Genomic DNA, 15,621 nt, shown 5'->3' on the forward strand with positions numbered 1-15,621 from the left:
TTAGCTGCGACTGGTGGCTTGGCGACGCGAGACGATGCGATAGTACACGTTACCGGTGAGCTTGTACATGAGGACATAGATGATCGCGAAGATACCAAGTGTGATGAGTGAGACAGTCAGGAAGAACTGCCAATTCGGTAAGCCAAACAATATCATGATGCGTTGAATGAATGGCAATGCAAATCCGACATGAATCCCTGCCACGAGTAATGGCAGATAAAACAGCATTAGTAACTGGCTGTTGATGGTTGCGCGCACTTCTCGCAAGCTTAAGCCGACGCGTTGTAAGATTGTGTAGCGGCGGGCATCGGCATAGCCTTCAGATAACTGTTTATAATACAAGATCAATAAGGTTGCCAAAATGAAGGTGACGCCGAAAATGATGCCGAGGAAAAGAAAGCTGCCCATGATACTCATGGTCTCATCGTAATTCACCGCTTTCGATTGAACTGAGGCCGATTCAGCGATACGACTCTTGACCACCGCTTCATAGAGCTTAAGCTGATTGGCATGGCTTCCTTGCAACATCACATCTTGACTTGTGGTGATATCAGCTTGCGCCTCAGCCGCGTTTTGATAGCGTGCATTTCTCAGATGCTGCATGGCGTCGATCATTTGCTTCTCTTCAGGAAAGGCAATAAAAAGATTGGGGATAAAAGTCGCTTGTGCATTTGGAAAGCTACCTGCACGTTTTCCGATCCTGTAAGTCTTTTGACCAATGCGAATGGTCTTGCTAGGAAAATTTTTGGATGTATAGATCAACACTTCCCCTGACTTAACGCGGGCATGATGCCCGGTAAAACGGTTGTAGCTCTCAATGATCATCAATTGCACCGAGCGCGCATTGCCCATACTGAACGGACCATTGACATTGGCCTGCGATTCAAGACGATTGCCATCAAGTAAAGCCATCGTACTGGAAGGTCCAACAAAAGTGTGTTGCGACTTGATGATGACATGATTTGCGCTGGCCATCCGTGCCACCTTGCCGGGTGCAGTGGTGTCGTTTGCCTTGAGAACATATGACAAATCAACCGGCGTATTCGTATTGACGACTTCATTGATACCGAAGAACAACGTGGCCGTGCTGGCGAGCGTAATTAAGGTCATCGTCACCAAAATGGCAATAGATGCAAGGCCAGCACCGTTTTGTTGCATACGATAGAGTAAATTAGCTACATTGATAAAATGCTTGGGTTTGTAATAGTAATTTTTGCGGTTTCGCAACCATTTTAAGACGAAGACCGATCCGGCGGTGAACAGTCCATAAGTGCCGCAGATGACTAAGATCACGGCAACAAAAAACATACTCATTGCTTGTAGTGGATTAGTTGTCGTGACCGCGATATAGTAGCCGGCAATTAAGGCAATAAGGCTAACAATTAGCGTCACCCACTTTGCCTTGGGCTCCCGCTCACCTGCTCGTTGTGCTCGCACGATTTCGATTGGCCGTTTGCGAATGAGCCAAAGTTCATCAACTAACAGCAAAACAATGAATAAGCCAATGGTAATGATCCCGGCGATACTGAAGGCTTGCTGGCTTAACCCAAAGTCAAGATTGTGGTCAACTTTGAGCATTTTGGCGAGCGCAAGGTAGCTGATGCGGGAAAGTACGGTACCGAGAATACCACCGAACAGTAAAGTGGTTAGTAACAGCAGCAGCTTCTCCACTGCCATCATTTTGCCGAGTTCACCTTTGCCAAACCCGATGATGTTGTAAAGTCCTAACTGACGAATACGCTGTTTGCGCAGAAAATTGTTTGCGTAGATGGCGAGAATCACAGAGATAATCACGATGACATCTGTGCCGAACATGAACAGTGACTTGCCAGCGGCTGCCCCCAGCTTTTTAAACAAGACATCACTACTGGCGTAAGCATTCAGCATGATTAGGTTGACGGCCATCAGGAAGCTAGTGGTGGTGACAAACGGAACAAACAGGCGGCGATCGGCTTTCAAGTTACTTGCAGCGAGCTTAAAGTAGAATTTCATTGTCCATCGCCTGCCTTTGTCAGCATGGCGGTCATCGTCTCGCTGATACGGGTTAGAAAGGCTGGTTGATCGAGATCCCCACGATAAAGTTGATGAAAAATTTGACCGTCGCGAATAAATAATACTCGTCGGCTGTGACTGGCCGCCACAGCACTGTGCGTTACCATGAGGATCGTTTGCCGGTTTTCGGCATTCACATCTGTGAGCAGATCAAGCAGTTCTGTAGAAGTTTTGGAATCCAAGGCGCCAGTGGGTTCATCAGCCAACAAAATTTCTGGCTCGGTGATCATCGCGCGTGCTGCCGCCACGCGCTGTTGCTGGCCGCCGGAAAGCTCGTAAGGATATTTTTTCAGCAAGGCATCAATGCCTAGTCGTGGTGCGAGCTTAGTTAGCCGATTTCTCATGATTTCGAGAGGGTTTTTGGCAAGGACTAATGGGAGAAAGATGTTGTCTTGAACATTGAAGGTGTCAAGCAAGTCGAAATCCTGAAAGATGAAACCGAGGTGTTCTCGACGAAACTTAGCCCGGGCACCTTCCTTGACGTTGCTCAGATCCTGTCCGTTTAGACTAATATCGCCGCCGGTTGGATCGTCCAGCGTTGCAATCAGATTTAGCAAGGTGCTTTTACCAGAACCTGATTCACCCATAATTGCCACAAATTCACCGGCTTCAACAGTGAAACTGATGTTCGTCAAGGCACGCACCGGCTGAGCCCCGCGACTGGTATAAGTTTTTTCGATATTTTTTAATTTAAGTAATGTTGACATGTGATCGTCCCCTTTCATTTATTAGCTTAGCGGGGATGATGCCCCATGCCTACTTACAGTGACTCGTAGTTGCTTACAAGCTGGTAAGGTAGCTTACTCCACTTGCCACCGCGTTTGGGGAAAATGAATGGCAAATGTGCTGCCTTGCCCAATTTCTGAGGTGACAGTTAGCGTCAGGCCAAGCTTTTCAGCGATTTGTTTGCTCAAAAATAGCCCCAACCCGCTAGCTTTCTGATTTGCGCGGCCGTTGTAGCCGGAATAACCTTGTTCAAAAATCCGCGGTAAATCTTCGGCCAAAATCCCGATACCAGTGTCGGCCACCATGACAGCATCGCCTTTGGCATAAATCTTGATTGAACCGTGCGGGGTATATTTAATGGCATTGGTTAGCAATTGTTCAAAAATAAAATGCAGCCATTGACTGTCACTAATAACAGTTGGCAATGGCCCCACAGTCACGGTCAGGTCCTTGGCGATAAACAGCTTCGCCAAGTCACGAACGGTCTCATTGACTAACGGTTTGAGTGGCAGTTCAGTTAAAACAAGATCGGTATTTAATGTTGTCAGCTTCAGATAGTTCAACATGACCGCAAGATACCGATCGATTTTGCTGATTTCAAGTCGGGCATCTTTGGCGTTAACAGGTTCGACTTGCAATAGAAGATCTAACGCGGTCAGCGGCGTTTTGATTTGATGTGTCCATAGCTGCAGCGTGTCGAGCGTTTCTTGTTCTTGTTCGTGGGCAGTATCTCTGGTTGTGCGCAGCTTTTGCGTCAGCGTTTGGATTTTTTGATAATAAGCCAGGCTTAATGGATCAGTGATCTGCACAGGATCAATTGGGTGATCGTCTTGCAGTTGCTGCCATTCACGGCGAAAACGCCAATAATCAATGCTCACAATCACTGCCAGTGGCGCTGTCGCAAAAAACCACATATTCAGGACAATCTCAAAGGAGTTGGCCAACAACCAGCTTGCCAAAAAACCTGTTGCCAGTAAGGTCGCTAGCAATAACCAAATTGCCCAACGCGAGCGGCAATAAGCTTTCATCATGGCTTTGTCCCCTCACTTGCCAACCGGTACCCTTTACCCTTCACTGTTTCGATTAGTTGCGCCAAACCAATTGAAGTGACTTTCTTGCGCAGACGGTTCATGTTCACAGCTAAGGCATTGCGATCAATGAAATCGTCGCCTTCCCACAGCTTTTCGATCATCGCTTCGCGCGACACCACCTCACCGTCAGCGCTGAACAAAAGACTCAGCAATTTTGTCTCAGTCGGTGTCAGAGCAACAACCTGCTTAGCCGTTTTTAGCTGATTATCGGTCGGCACGAGCGTAAAGGCGCCGTGCGATAAATTGGTGTCGATTTGCTGATATTGATAAGTGCGCCGCAGCATCCCTTGAATTTTCGCCAGCAACACCGGCAATTCAATCGGCTTAGCCAGAAAGTCATCGGCTCCTAAGTTCATCGCCATGACAAGGTTCATATCATCCCCAGAACTTGTTAAAAAGATGACAGGTACCTTACTATGTTTGCGTAACTCACTTAGCCAGTGAAAGCCATTAAAATATGGCAGACTGATGTCCATGATGACTAAGTCTGGTGCCGCCGCTGAGATTTCCGCGTCAACTTGGTCAAACTTGGTGACCGTGCTGACGGCAAACGCCCAGCGATTTAAGTAATCACTAATCGTTTTGGCAATCACCGCGTCATCTTCGACAATAAAAATTTTCTGTGCCATCTCGTATACATCCCCTTGGGTATCTTCAACTTGTTTTGTGAGTCAGAAACTGCCATTCAAATGTGCTAATAGTTCGTCTGGCCTAGATCATAGGTTTTTACATCACTTTGATTTACACTAAGGACAGTTTCTATTCTAACTGATTTCGGGTGTTGAGAGTGTCACATAAAAATCTAGGTTGGCAAGCGCAAACAGCAGCGTTTCTTCTCAGTCAAAATTTATTTGTTTTTGGCAGTTCGACCGTGTTCTATGCTGTGTTGTGGGATATTGCGCTAAAAACGTCGTCAGGGGCATGGATGACCTATGTCTCGCTGGCGACCGCGTTGCCAGCGATTTTAATCTCGCTCACGGCTGGCGTGTTGGCCGATCGCTATAATCGTAAAATGTTAATTGTGCTCTCGGCGGCTGTTGTCACCTTACTGACATTATTAGTTGCGTCTATCTTTGCTTTTATGACGCAAGATCTTTGGCTGCTGCTCGTGATTGCTGTGATTCGTAGTTTTGGCAACGGTTTAGAAAATCCCGCAGCGAATGCCTTGTTGCCACAACTGGTCCCTGCCAAGCATCTCACGCGGGTAAATGGTTACAATCAAATCCTGATGGCGGCCATGCTCGTGATGTCGCCGCTGTTGGCTGGTTATATTTTAAGTGACCTTGGGATTTTTTGGATTTTTGTGGTAGACGCCTTATCTGCCGCGTTGGCCATCCTGTTTTTGAGTGTGGTGCACGTACCAACACCGAGTGCCAGTCATGATCGAGCAGCCAAACGCGCCGATGGGATTCTCGCCGGGTTGCAATATGTCAGACGAACACCGATTTTGCTGGCCTTCATGCTATTTACTGGGTTGGCGTTTATCCTCGTTGCCCCTTCATCACAATTATCAACATTGTATGTTAATCGGACATTTGGATCAGAAGTTTGGCATTTGACGTTTAATGAGTGGTTTTGGACCATTGGCGCGGGACTTGGCGGCCTTTATATCGCCCGTCACAAACATTTTCGCGATCAACTTGGCTTGATTGCCATCGGGTTTGCCGGCAGTGGTCTTGCCTTTGCCGAGATGGGACTGCCGCAATCCTTTAGTTTCTATTTACTGTTTATGTTTGTTTCCGGAATTTTTTACCCACTGATTCAAGCCGGTCAAACCATTTATCTTCAGGAAAATGTCCCTGCTGATAAGTTAGGTCGTGTATTTTCGCTTTGGGCCATCCTATCGACAGGAATTTATCCATTAGCGATGTTGGTCTACGGACCACTGGCAGATCAGGTGCCAATTGGCCGCATTTTTGTGGTCACTGGCTTGTTGCTCATTGGTGTTGCTTACTGGTTCTGGCACCGGCTGCGTAAGCTTTCGTGGTAAGCCATTCTGTTCTTTAGTTGCCGCTAGCAGCGCTAATGGGCCAAAATTCAAAACAAGATCGGCGCCAAACGTCGACATTTTTAGCTATATCTGGCCTACGACGGCTCTGCCTTGCCATGACGATCCTTAAGTCCTATTAGATTATAGACAAGAAAAAAAGAATGATTTTCCTAAAAACGGCCAATCATTCTTTTTTATATGGTCGCTGTCCGTGATGGCACATCCTCAGTCGGCCGATTAATACCGGCGTTGAACCTTAAACCCAGTTGGCACCGGCTCAAAGCCGACTTTTGGATAAAAAGTCATGGCACTAGGCGCTGATAACAGCATGATCGAGACATTTGGCCCCTGCATTGTCCGTAATTGGAGAAGTAACTTGGTGGCAATGCCTTGATGTTGATAATCCTTCGTTACAGCTAATTCTGACACAAATGTACAATAGGAGCGATCTGACACGCCGCGTAAAACGCCGATTGACTGTTCATCGTCCCACGCTGTTAATAAAACGTTGGCATTATTGAGCATGCGTTGCATGCGGCCGCGATCCTCAGTCGGTCGGTTGATGCCCGATGCTGTTAGGACATGAATGAATTGGTCAGCGGTAATGGCGTGATTAGTTGCAATTTTAATCATGGTTATCCCTCCCTGCCAATTCGAAACATGTTATCGGCTTTTAGCAATCCGATGCGTTCATAGAAGCCGATCGCCGAATCTGCTGCCTTCAATGACAGCGTGACGCGCGGACCGATATAAGCTTGCAAAGTTGTCATGAGCTGACGTCCAAGGTGATGACCTTCATAGGCAGGCAAAATTAAAAGATCACTTAGGTAACAGCAATATTCAAAATCCGTCAGACACCGCGCAAAGCCAATCAACTTTGCGCCATCCCACATGCTCAAAACAAGGGGTGTTTCGTCAATCATCGTCTGCAAGCGGGTCGGATCGTTGATCGGTTTATTGAAATGTGTTTGCTGATACAAATCATGGACCTGTTGAACACTTAACGGTGCATTAATTTTAATGGTATAGGGCAATCAACCCAACTCCTTTTTGTGAAAACTCGTTTCGCTGTGGCATTTCTCAAACTAAAAAGCAATGACTAGCGTTGACGATACCAAAAAGGCCGCGTAAACAAGCGGCCTTTTTGGTGACCTTGGCAACGTCCAGCAAAGTAGTTTGTGATGACGCCCGCACCCACTTGATGCTGAAATCGTTGACGGCGATCATCTTTGAGTTGCGCAATGTTGTAGCACTTTATTTGAAAACAGTGATTTTGCTTGCTGGGATCCGATACAGTGAGTCCGGTGCACTCTTTGGTTTGCCAACAGCAATCAGCAATGTCGGCAAGAAATGATTCGGATCCAAATCAAGTGCCGGAATAATTTTTTCGTGATCGAAACCTGTCATGGCACCTGTTTCATAGCCATAGGCGCGGGCAGCCAACATGAACGACATTGCCGCAAGACTACTGTTTTGGATAATAAATTCGCGTAATGCTTGTTGGTTTTCTTTAAAGGTGGCAACAAGATTTTCAATCATTGGTTTTTGATGCTCAATCGCCCGATCAGTCAATAAACCAGCCGCTTCCGCCCGTTTGAAGAGATCCTCCTCAAATGGTCCCAAGTCGGTTTCGCCACCAATAAGTACCACAGCGGACGCGGATAAAATTTCCGGTGCATTGGTGCCAGCAACTGCGGCGATTTTTTCTTTGGCTGCATTGCTTTGTGCGACGACAAACCGCGTTGGCTGCATATTCAAGGCACTGGGCGCTTTTGTCGCATAAGTAATCATTTGTAACAACTCGCCTTTACTAATGGTGATTTCCGGATCAAATTCACGGGCGGTGTGGCGTTTAAGGACAACTTCATCAAAATTATTGTTTTCCAACATCAAATTCACCTCTTAGATTTTTTGGACATCTTCAGAATACGCCAAATGTGGGCGCTTTCCTAGGTGTTTTTCAAAATGGTATAGGTTTTATGTGGAAAATGGAAGCGGTGACATTCCCTGCTTAGTCCATGATTAGTTGTCGCTAATGTCATCTCGTGACCGCAACGATGCGCCTAATAACAACGTTGAAAAAATGGTAGGTCAATAAGCATTTGATTCCTTGGTGGTGATGCACATGCTTAAAAGGGTCGGATCGGGTTCGTTGTCGCTATTTTTTTGCTTGCTGAAACGCAGTTATGATTTGTTGTACGGCTATATTTTGCGCTGTGGTACCAAAAGTGATCCGTAACCATCCCGGCTTTAAGCCATCACGAACCAAAAAGCCGTGATTCAAGAGCTGTTCCTTCAAAGCGGCCGCTTGCTTTTGCGGAGCCTGAAAAAATTGGAAGTTCGTTTGACTTTGATAATGTGGCAGACCAGCCTTCGTTAAAAACCGTTCCCAGTCCTCCCGTGCCTGCCGAACCTGTCCACGGGTTGTCTGGACAAATGTTTGGTCGCCAAGGGCAGTGAAAGCTGCTAGTTGGGCCACACTGCTCAGATTATATGGCAGGCGGACGGTTTGCATGGTCGCTGCCAGTTGCTCAGGCACAACGGCGAAGCCGACTCGAAAATTGGCTAAGCCGTATATTTTTGAGAAAGTTCTCAAGACAACCAGATTAGCAAAGCTTGGTAACAATTTGAGTGCGCTGGTAGCCGGATAATCGTCTGTAAATTCAATGTAGGCTTCATCAATCAGAACCAAAACACTTGGTGGCACTTGCTGTAAGAACTGTTCTAGCTCAGTCAGTGACAGCAAGGTGCCTGTCGGATTATTAGGATTGCAAAGCCAAAGCAGTTTGGTTTTGGGGGTAATTGCCTGAGCCAGCGCCTCGAGATCAAATGCTCCGGTCGTCGCTTGTACCGGTACGTTAACAACCTTGGCGCCTTCAATCTGGGCATGCAACTGATATTCGGAGAAAGTTGGCCACGGCTCAACCACTTCATCCCCAGCCTCTAAAAAAGTACGGGCAATGAGCTCAATGATTTCATCCAAACCATTACCAAATACAAGTTGGCTTTCAGTGACGCCCAGTTCAGCTGCGACCGCTGATCGTAAACGGCTAGCATTGCCATCAGGATAGTCACGGCTTTGGGTGAAGTCCCAGTTTTTGATTGCTGTTTGTACCTTGTCACTAGTGCCAAAAGGATTTTCGTTTGCTGACATTCTAACAATATGCGGCAATGCGCGTTCTTGCGCCAAATCTGCCAAGGGTTTTTCGGGGATGTAAGGTTGTAAATGAGTGACGGTATGTTTTAGCATGTTGGCGTCCTCCTTAAAAGCGTTTGCTGGCTCGGAATTAGCCTGTTCACGCATTGTCTATTAACGATGCCCTCTTCAAGGCATTAATATTTCTCGATTTTTGACCGTTCTTGCAGTCGGCTCTTCTTTCCTTCGCGACTAGCCAATTCGGTGGCAATTTGATCAACCGTGATACCACGTTCAACCATAAGAACCAGGACGTGATAAGTGAGGTCGGCCACTTCAAGGATAAACGCCGGATCATCTGGATTTTTGGCGGCGACAATCACTTCTGTGCTTTCTTCACCGACTTTTTTTAAAATTTTATCGAGTCCTTTGGTGAAAAGATAATCCGTGTACGAACCGGCAACTGGATTTGCTTGCCGTTCTTTGATGAAATCATATAGAGCTGGAATACTTTGCTTTGCTTGGGTCATGTAAGATCCTTCCCTTCCGGATAATGACGATAAAAACAGCTGATGTGGCCGGTATGGCATGCTGGGCCGGCGGGATCAACGGTGACGAGCAAGGTGTCCGCATCGCAGTCAACTGCAATTGTTTTAACCGTTTGAATGTTGCCACTGGTGGCGCCTTTATGCCACAATGTTTTGCGACTGCGCGACCAGAACCAAGTTTCACCGGTTGCCATCGTTTTTGCCAAGCTTTCTTGATTCATATAAGCGACCATCAACACTTGTTTGGTGGTTGCATCCTGAACGACTGTGGTGATCAGGCCATTGGCTTTTTCCCAGTCAAGTGTGATCATCGAACCGCCACCTTTACTTGTTTTAAAGCGGTTTTCACTTGCGGGACAGTTAATTCGCCGAAGTGAAAAATAGATGCTGCCAAGCCAGCCGACACCGTGGTTTGCGTAAACAACTGGACAAAGTCTGCTGTCGAACCGGCGCCGCCACTCGCAATGATCGGAACTTGAACGGCGGCCGTGAGTTGTTGATACAATCGCAAATCAAAGCCACTTTCAGTGCCATCCGCATCCATCGAAGTGACGAGTAATTCGCCTGCTCCTGCGGCAACTGCTTGTTTCGCCCAAGTGATCGCATCGAGATCGACTGGCGTTCGGCCACCGTTAACCGTGACCTGATAGCGATTTTGATCAGCTTGCCAACGTGTATCAATCGCGGCAACAATCGCTTGGCGACCAAATTTTTCGGCACCGGCTGTGAGCAAACTTGGATCGGCGACTGCGGCTGAGTTTAATGATACTTTGTCTGCACCTGCTCGCAACAAAGCGTGCATATCCGCGACCGATTGAATACCCCCGCCAACTGTCAGCGGCATAAAGACTTGATTGGCCACTGCTTCGACCGTTTGAACCAAGGTGCCGCGCGCTTCGTTGGTCGCGGTAATATCTAAGAAGACCAGTTCATCTGCGCCTTGCTCCTGATAAGCCTTAGCAATAGCGACAGGATCGCCGACATCTTTTAACTGCACAAAATTGATGCCTTTTTTGACCCGACCGTGATCTACATCTAGACATGGGATAATGCGTTTTGTCAGCATCTTAACCCTCCATTTGTTTGAGCATTGCTAATTCAATAGCGCCTGTTTGCCATGCTTTGCCGATGATGGCTGCTTGAATGCCAGCGGTTTGCAAGCGGTGTAAGTCAGCTAGTGAACTGATGCCGCCACTGGCGATGATCGTGGCTTGGGGCATCGCCTGTTGCAAGTCCGCAAGTAACTGGGCATTCGGGCCTTGCATCATCCCATCTTTGGCAATATCGGTCACGATAAATGTGGTGACGCCGCGTTGTTGCATGGCGGTTAGAAGGGCGTTGGCCGTCTGCTGGCTGGTGGTTAACCAACCGTTTGTCGCCACTTTCCCGGCGCGGGTATCAATGCCAACCGCAATTCGATTAGACCCGAATCTCGCAATCGCTTGTTCGACCAAATCAGGATCGGAAACAGCTGCCGATCCTACAATAAGCCGGTCAATGCCTATCGTAAGATAAATTTCCATGGCAGCCAGTGTTCGAATGCCGCCACCAAGTTCAATAAAAGCCGAGGTTTGTTCACGAATGCGAGTGATGATCCTTCGATTGATCGGACGTTGTGCCCGTGCGCCGTCAAGATCAACGAGATGCAAATGGGCAAATCCGGCATCTGTCAGCCGCTGTGCCTGATAGAGCGGGTCTTCAGTTAAACTCACTTGGTCGTAATCACCTTGCGTGAGGCGAACGCTTTTGCCATTGAGCAAATCAATCGCGGGATAGAGCTTCATCTTCGGTCATCTCCTTGAACTTTTTCAAGCCGGCTAGGCCAATCGCGCCACTTTTTTCTGGGTGAAACTGGGTCCCAAGTACATTATTGCGACGAACAATGCTAGTCAGAGGTTGTCCATAATCAGTGGTTGCCAGCGTAAATTGTGGCAGCGTTGTTGCATAGAAGGAATGGACAAAATAAGTTGCTTGATCGGCAAACACCGCAGCAAATAAATCGGGTTGCGTGAGGTTGTTGGTGTTCCAACCCATGTGCGGGACGGCTAATCCCGAGTCAGTCGGGATGGCAACGACTTCGCCGGGAATGAGGCCAAGACCGGCAGTTTCGCCGAACTCGAAGCTGCGATCAAATAGCAACTGCATCCCTAAACAGATACCCAACAACGGCTTGCCAGTAGCAGCAAACGCTTGAATGACAGGCACCAGTTGTCGTTGATTTAAGGCTTTCATCGCCTCTTTAAAAGCGCCGACACCCGGCAAAATCAAACCGGAAGCAGCCATGATAATCGCGGGGTCGGCTGAGAGTTGATTGTTGACCCCCAGATAATCAAGTGCTTTTTTAACATTGCGGGTGTTGCCTGTATCGTAATCAACAATCACAATCATTCAAATCACACCCTTTGTTGAGGGAATGCCTTGCACTTCAGGATTAATGGCGACTGCAGCCCGTAAACTACGACCCAGTGCTTTGAATAAGGCCTCAATTTTATGATGGGTATTGCGGCCATACAGAACGCTGGCATGCAGGTTGAATTCACCAGCAAAGGCAACCGCCTGGAAGAAATCTTCTGTGACTTCCGTATCAAAGCCGCCTAATCGCTGATTAGTTAATTCGGCATCAAAAACGAGGTACGCGCGTCCAGAAAGATCGACAACCGCTCGGGCCAGACTTTCATCCATTGGCACAAAAGCACTGCCGAAACGCTCAATCCCGGCTTTATCGCCAAGCGCCAGCTTAAAACATTCACCTAACACGATGCCGGTATCCTCAATGGTGTGGTGCGGATCAACATCCAAATCACCTTGCGCATCGACAGTTAAGCCAAATCGACCATGTTTAGCAAATGCATCCAGCATGTGATCAAAAAAACCGATGCCAGTAGCAATTTGAATGCCACTTTGCTGATCAAGGTTGAGACTGATCGTAATCGTTGTTTCCTTGGTAGTTCGGGTAATGGTAGCTGTACGCATAAGTTAAACCTCCTTTGCGGCAGAGACACGTTTGATGATGGCTTCAGCGTGGCCATCTAGCCCTTCTGCTTGTGCCAAGGTGACGATCGCGTCTGCCTGACTTGCTAGTGCTTCTGAGCTGTACTGAATGAATTGGGTACGCTTAACGAAGTCATAGACCCCCAGTGGTGAGAAAAACCGTGCTGATCCGGCGGTAGGCAAAACGTGATTGGGTCCCGCGACATAATCACCGACCGGCTCAGCAGCATTTTGACCAAGAAAAACGGATCCGGCATTTTGAATCTGAGCTAGATACGTGATCGGATGAGGCAACTGAACTTCTAAGTGCTCGGGTGCAATTGTATTCATCAATGAAAAGGCTTCGTTTATGGTTGCTACAATCGCAATGAATCCTTGATTTTCAATTGCTGCTCGCGCGATCAATTCTCGAGGTAAGGTTGGCAACTGAATATCGATCTGTTCGCTGACTGCCGAAGCCAGTTTTTCACTTGGGGTTACCATCATCGCGCGCGCATTGGGGTCATGTTCGGCTTGTGATAAAAGATCGGCAGCTAATCGAATCGGATCGGCGGACTCGTCGGCAATGATGCCGATTTCTGAAGGACCAGCGATCATATCAATAGCGACGTTGCCAAAAACCTGCTTTTTAGCTTCCGCAACATAGCGATTGCCTGGGCCCATGATTTTATCAACGCGGGGGATGCTTTCGGTGCCATAAGCTAAAGCAGCAATTGCCTGGGCGCCACCGACTTGATATATAGCGTCTACGCCAGCGAGATTAGCCGCTGCTAGTACAACTGGATTAAGGCCATCTGGCTGCGGCGGTGTCACCATCACAATCTTTTTAACACCGGCCAATTTAGCGGGGATAGCGGTCATCAAAATGGTGGACGGATAAGCAGCTGTGCCGCCGGGAACATAGAGGCCGACTGCAGCCAACGGGGTGATTTTTTGTCCACGAATGATGCCAGAGTTTGGCGTATCGACGAAACCGCGTTCGATTTCATTTTGATGATAACTTGTGATATTGGCCTTCGCTAACTGCAAAGCTTTCAATAGTTTTGCCGGCAGTTGTGCGGGCGCGGCATCGATGAGCGCTTGGTCAACCTGAAAGTCATTAACGGTAACGTGATCGAGCTTATTGCTATAAGTACGCAAAGCTGAGTCACCTTCTGCTCTGACTTTCGCGATGATCGCCTGAACAGTCGTTTGTACATCTGTATTTTGGGCAACGGCGGTGCGCCGAATGTCGACTTGTTGCTTAAGCTGGCTTAACGTGCCGGTTAAAATTTTCATAACGATGCCTCCTGAGGGCGAACTTTTTGTAAAGATTGAATAAGCTGATAAATCTCTGTGCGTTTTTGTTTCAGGGCCAAGCGATTGACAACGAGATGTGTCGAGACAGGCGCGAGTTCGGCGAACACTTTGAGGTGGTTTTCGCGTAAGGTCGTGCCAGTTTCGGTGATATCAACGATGGCATCGGCCATACAAGTGAGTGGTGCTAATTCGACAGAACCTTCAATTTTGATGATTTCAACGTCCTCGCCTTGCTTTTGAAAATACTGTTGCGCAATGTGCGGGTACTTGGTCGCGATGAGTTTACGTTTCGTCTGCTTTGGATCAAAGTCTGCGGTTGAAGCAAGAATGAAGCGGCAACGACCAGTGTTGAGATCCAACATGTCAAACTGGCGATGCCCTTGCTCAGCCAGAATATCCGAACCGACAATCCCAATATCGACGGTGCCATGATTGAGATAGGTCAGCACATCCGGGGCTTTAACCAAAATAAAGTGAAAATTCGGATCATCGGCAAAAATCAACCGTCTGCTTTTGGCTTGAATGGCCTCACAGTGAATCCCGGCAGCCGCGAGTAAGGGTAAGACTTGCGTTTCAGTTCGCCCCTTAGTGAGCGCAATGGTGAGTGTCATAGGATCGCCTCCTTTGGGGAAAGATCAATCAGATTAGCATCCTGTTTTGTCGCTGCAGCTTGAGCCTCTGCCAAAGTATCGACCAGACACAGTCTTGCATTCGGGGTGGTGGCAACCATCGCTGCTGCGGCTTGCCATTGCGATGGCAGACCATAGACAAATGTGAGGGGCTGGTCAGGCGCATTCGGCAATTGATCAGTCACGGCATCAATGTCAAAAGCTAAGCCAACCGCTGGCAACAATTCTTGTTGAAAACTTGCCAGCAATTTGTCATAGCGACCGCCGCTAAAAAGATATTGGTGACCGCCATCAACGTAAGCATGGAAGAAGATGCCGGTGTAATAAGATTGTGGTGGCCGGCTGGTGAGATCGATCGTCACGCGCAATTCCGGAAATTGGTCTTTGAGAAAGGCCACCGTTTGTTGAAGTGGGGCTAAGCGATCCGTAATCACATTCGACGGCAATAACCGTTTTAATTCGGCAAAGATCGTCTCGCTATCGCCAAAAAGCCATGGCCACTGTTGAAGAAATGGATAAAGCGGGTTTGTAGCAAGCGGCGCAATCAGGTTTTGATAGGTGCTTAGCTCTTTAGCAAAGAAAGCGGTTTGAAATGCATCAGCCGCGGCATCATTCAGTTGAAGTGTTCGTAAGATTTGCGGAACGAACTGGGCATCCGATAACTCTAACGTGAGATGTGTCAATCCTAGCGTGCGACAAATTTTTCCTGCTTCACTGAGACATGCCCACTCGGCTTTGAGGGAGCGATACCCAATAAGCTCAATGCCTGCTTGGGTGATCTGGTTATAAGTACCGCTTAGACTTTTCTTAACTCGAAAAATGTCGCCGACATACCACCATTGCACTGGCGGCACGATACTCGTGGTACTAAGCAATCTCGCAAGCGGTAAAGTCAGATCAGGCCGCATAACCACTGATTCGCCAGCATCATCGAGCATTTGATAAGGTTGTTCGCCACTGACAGCTAACGGTTTAAACACATCTCGATATTCCAACAATGGGGTTTTGACCCGCTCGAACCCGGCTTGAATGAATTGTTGACTAATGGTTTGAATGAGATTCTCTTTGCGAATGGCCCGCGGCCCGAATTCGTCGCGTGTGCCAATAGGCAGATGCCGATTTGACATGAGTTAGCTCCTTTCGTTGACATGAAGTTTGG

The 15,621-nt window shown here is 47.8% G+C and carries 18 protein-coding genes; 1 reads left to right on the top strand and 17 read right to left on the bottom strand.

The features are described 5' to 3' along the window. The 4 genes from LBPC_RS06985 to LBPC_RS07000 form a co-directional block, all read right to left on the bottom strand. Window positions 1–1,992: an FtsX-like permease family protein gene (locus LBPC_RS06985; protein ID WP_003660917.1), complete on the bottom strand. Its 1,992-nt coding sequence runs from the start codon at window positions 1,990–1,992 to the stop codon at window positions 1–3. Continuing rightward, complete coding sequence (locus LBPC_RS06990) at window positions 1,989–2,759, bottom strand: ABC transporter ATP-binding protein (protein ID WP_032780929.1); 771 nt, start codon at window positions 2,757–2,759, stop codon at window positions 1,989–1,991. The genes LBPC_RS06985 and LBPC_RS06990 overlap by 4 nt, the downstream gene beginning before the upstream one ends. A 93-nt stretch (window positions 2,760–2,852) precedes the next feature. Further along, a complete protein-coding gene (locus tag LBPC_RS06995) occupies window positions 2,853–3,809 on the bottom strand; it encodes a sensor histidine kinase (protein WP_003594426.1) in 957 nt (318 codons plus the stop codon). Continuing rightward, window positions 3,806–4,498: a response regulator transcription factor gene (locus tag LBPC_RS07000; RefSeq protein ID WP_003605134.1), complete on the bottom strand. Its 693-nt coding sequence runs from the start codon at window positions 4,496–4,498 to the stop codon at window positions 3,806–3,808. Before LBPC_RS07000 ends, LBPC_RS06995 begins: the two co-directional genes overlap by 4 nt. Window positions 4,499–4,656: 158 nt before the next feature. Here LBPC_RS07000 and LBPC_RS07005 point away from each other — a divergent pair, with 158 nt between their 5' ends. Then, window positions 4,657–5,859 carry an MFS transporter gene (locus LBPC_RS07005; RefSeq protein WP_003565453.1) on the top strand — a complete coding sequence of 401 codons (1,203 nt, stop codon included), beginning with the start codon at window positions 4,657–4,659 and terminating at the stop codon, window positions 5,857–5,859. Between the two features lie 237 nt (window positions 5,860–6,096). Here LBPC_RS07005 and LBPC_RS07010 read toward each other — a convergent pair whose 3' ends face one another. From LBPC_RS07010 to LBPC_RS07070, 13 genes are all read right to left on the bottom strand, one after another. Beyond that, on the bottom strand, window positions 6,097–6,492 hold the full coding sequence (locus LBPC_RS07010) for a GNAT family N-acetyltransferase (protein ID WP_003660915.1): 396 nt from the start codon (window positions 6,490–6,492) through the stop codon (window positions 6,097–6,099). 2 nt (window positions 6,493–6,494) lie between these two features. After that, complete coding sequence (locus tag LBPC_RS07015; RefSeq protein ID WP_003565456.1) at window positions 6,495–6,893, bottom strand: GNAT family N-acetyltransferase; 399 nt, start codon at window positions 6,891–6,893, stop codon at window positions 6,495–6,497. A 220-nt stretch (window positions 6,894–7,113) separates the two neighbouring features. Further along, window positions 7,114–7,749 carry a nitroreductase family protein gene (locus LBPC_RS07020; protein WP_003565458.1) on the bottom strand — a complete coding sequence of 212 codons (636 nt, stop codon included), beginning with the start codon at window positions 7,747–7,749 and terminating at the stop codon, window positions 7,114–7,116. Window positions 7,750–8,017: 268 nt separating this feature from the next. Continuing rightward, window positions 8,018–9,109: a histidinol-phosphate transaminase gene (gene hisC, locus LBPC_RS07025; protein WP_032780927.1), complete on the bottom strand. Its 1,092-nt coding sequence runs from the start codon at window positions 9,107–9,109 to the stop codon at window positions 8,018–8,020. Window positions 9,110–9,192: 83 nt separating this feature from the next. Continuing rightward, complete coding sequence (gene hisE / locus LBPC_RS07030; RefSeq protein WP_003565462.1) at window positions 9,193–9,525, bottom strand: phosphoribosyl-ATP diphosphatase; 333 nt, start codon at window positions 9,523–9,525, stop codon at window positions 9,193–9,195. After that, entirely contained in the window at window positions 9,522–9,854 is a 333-nt protein-coding gene (hisI, locus tag LBPC_RS07035; RefSeq protein ID WP_003565465.1) for a phosphoribosyl-AMP cyclohydrolase, read from the bottom strand. The genes hisE and hisI overlap by 4 nt, the downstream gene beginning before the upstream one ends. Beyond that, window positions 9,851–10,609 (bottom strand): imidazole glycerol phosphate synthase subunit HisF, encoded by a 759-nt coding sequence (hisF, locus tag LBPC_RS07040; RefSeq protein ID WP_003660912.1) that lies wholly within the window; start codon window positions 10,607–10,609, stop codon window positions 9,851–9,853. Before hisF ends, hisI begins: the two co-directional genes overlap by 4 nt. A 1-nt stretch (window position 10,610) precedes the next feature. Then, complete coding sequence (gene hisA, locus LBPC_RS07045; RefSeq protein ID WP_003660911.1) at window positions 10,611–11,327, bottom strand: 1-(5-phosphoribosyl)-5-[(5-phosphoribosylamino)methylideneamino]imidazole-4-carboxamide isomerase; 717 nt, start codon at window positions 11,325–11,327, stop codon at window positions 10,611–10,613. Next, the gene (gene hisH / locus LBPC_RS07050) at window positions 11,305–11,931 is read right to left on the bottom strand and encodes an imidazole glycerol phosphate synthase subunit HisH (protein WP_003565472.1); all 627 of its coding nucleotides are present in this window, start codon (window positions 11,929–11,931) and stop codon (window positions 11,305–11,307) included. Before hisH ends, hisA begins: the two co-directional genes overlap by 23 nt. Next, entirely contained in the window at window positions 11,932–12,516 is a 585-nt protein-coding gene (gene hisB / locus LBPC_RS07055; protein WP_003660910.1) for an imidazoleglycerol-phosphate dehydratase HisB, read from the bottom strand. 3 nt (window positions 12,517–12,519) lie between these two features. Beyond that, window positions 12,520–13,812 (bottom strand): histidinol dehydrogenase, encoded by a 1,293-nt coding sequence (gene hisD, locus LBPC_RS07060; RefSeq protein WP_003660909.1) that lies wholly within the window; start codon window positions 13,810–13,812, stop codon window positions 12,520–12,522. Then, entirely contained in the window at window positions 13,809–14,444 is a 636-nt protein-coding gene (gene hisG, locus LBPC_RS07065; protein WP_003660907.1) for an ATP phosphoribosyltransferase, read from the bottom strand. The genes hisD and hisG overlap by 4 nt, the downstream gene beginning before the upstream one ends. Further along, the gene (locus LBPC_RS07070; protein ID WP_003660905.1) at window positions 14,441–15,589 is read right to left on the bottom strand and encodes an ATP phosphoribosyltransferase regulatory subunit; all 1,149 of its coding nucleotides are present in this window, start codon (window positions 15,587–15,589) and stop codon (window positions 14,441–14,443) included. Before LBPC_RS07070 ends, hisG begins: the two co-directional genes overlap by 4 nt. Between the last annotated feature and the right edge of the window lie 32 nt (window positions 15,590–15,621).

This window comes from Lacticaseibacillus paracasei subsp. paracasei (assembly GCF_000829035.1).
Taxonomy (GTDB): domain Bacteria; phylum Bacillota; class Bacilli; order Lactobacillales; family Lactobacillaceae; genus Lacticaseibacillus; species Lacticaseibacillus paracasei.

What these genes read in the sequence shown, in the direction of transcription:
- LBPC_RS06990 (WP_032780929.1), bottom strand. Translation starts at nt 2,759, where the DNA reads ATGTCAACATTACTTAAATTAAAAAATATCGAAAAAACTTATACCAGT.
- hisC (WP_032780927.1), bottom strand. Translation starts at nt 9,109, where the DNA reads ATGCTAAAACATACCGTCACTCATTTACAACCTTACATCCCCGAAAAA.
- hisF (WP_003660912.1), bottom strand. Translation starts at nt 10,609, where the DNA reads ATGCTGACAAAACGCATTATCCCATGTCTAGATGTAGATCACGGTCGG.
- LBPC_RS06985 (WP_003660917.1), bottom strand. Translation starts at nt 1,992, where the DNA reads ATGAAATTCTACTTTAAGCTCGCTGCAAGTAACTTGAAAGCCGATCGC.
- LBPC_RS06995 (WP_003594426.1), bottom strand. Translation starts at nt 3,809, where the DNA reads ATGATGAAAGCTTATTGCCGCTCGCGTTGGGCAATTTGGTTATTGCTA.
- LBPC_RS07010 (WP_003660915.1), bottom strand. Translation starts at nt 6,492, where the DNA reads ATGATTAAAATTGCAACTAATCACGCCATTACCGCTGACCAATTCATT.
- hisE (WP_003565462.1), bottom strand. Translation starts at nt 9,525, where the DNA reads ATGACCCAAGCAAAGCAAAGTATTCCAGCTCTATATGATTTCATCAAA.
- hisA (WP_003660911.1), bottom strand. Translation starts at nt 11,327, where the DNA reads ATGAAGCTCTATCCCGCGATTGATTTGCTCAATGGCAAAAGCGTTCGC.
- LBPC_RS07000 (WP_003605134.1), bottom strand. Translation starts at nt 4,498, where the DNA reads ATGGCACAGAAAATTTTTATTGTCGAAGATGACGCGGTGATTGCCAAA.
- hisH (WP_003565472.1), bottom strand. Translation starts at nt 11,931, where the DNA reads ATGATTGTGATTGTTGATTACGATACAGGCAACACCCGCAATGTTAAA.
- hisB (WP_003660910.1), bottom strand. Translation starts at nt 12,516, where the DNA reads ATGCGTACAGCTACCATTACCCGAACTACCAAGGAAACAACGATTACG.
- hisD (WP_003660909.1), bottom strand. Translation starts at nt 13,812, where the DNA reads ATGAAAATTTTAACCGGCACGTTAAGCCAGCTTAAGCAACAAGTCGAC.
- LBPC_RS07070 (WP_003660905.1), bottom strand. Translation starts at nt 15,589, where the DNA reads ATGTCAAATCGGCATCTGCCTATTGGCACACGCGACGAATTCGGGCCG.
- LBPC_RS07020 (WP_003565458.1), bottom strand. Translation starts at nt 7,749, where the DNA reads ATGTTGGAAAACAATAATTTTGATGAAGTTGTCCTTAAACGCCACACC.
- hisI (WP_003565465.1), bottom strand. Translation starts at nt 9,854, where the DNA reads ATGATCACACTTGACTGGGAAAAAGCCAATGGCCTGATCACCACAGTC.
- hisG (WP_003660907.1), bottom strand. Translation starts at nt 14,444, where the DNA reads ATGACACTCACCATTGCGCTCACTAAGGGGCGAACTGAAACGCAAGTC.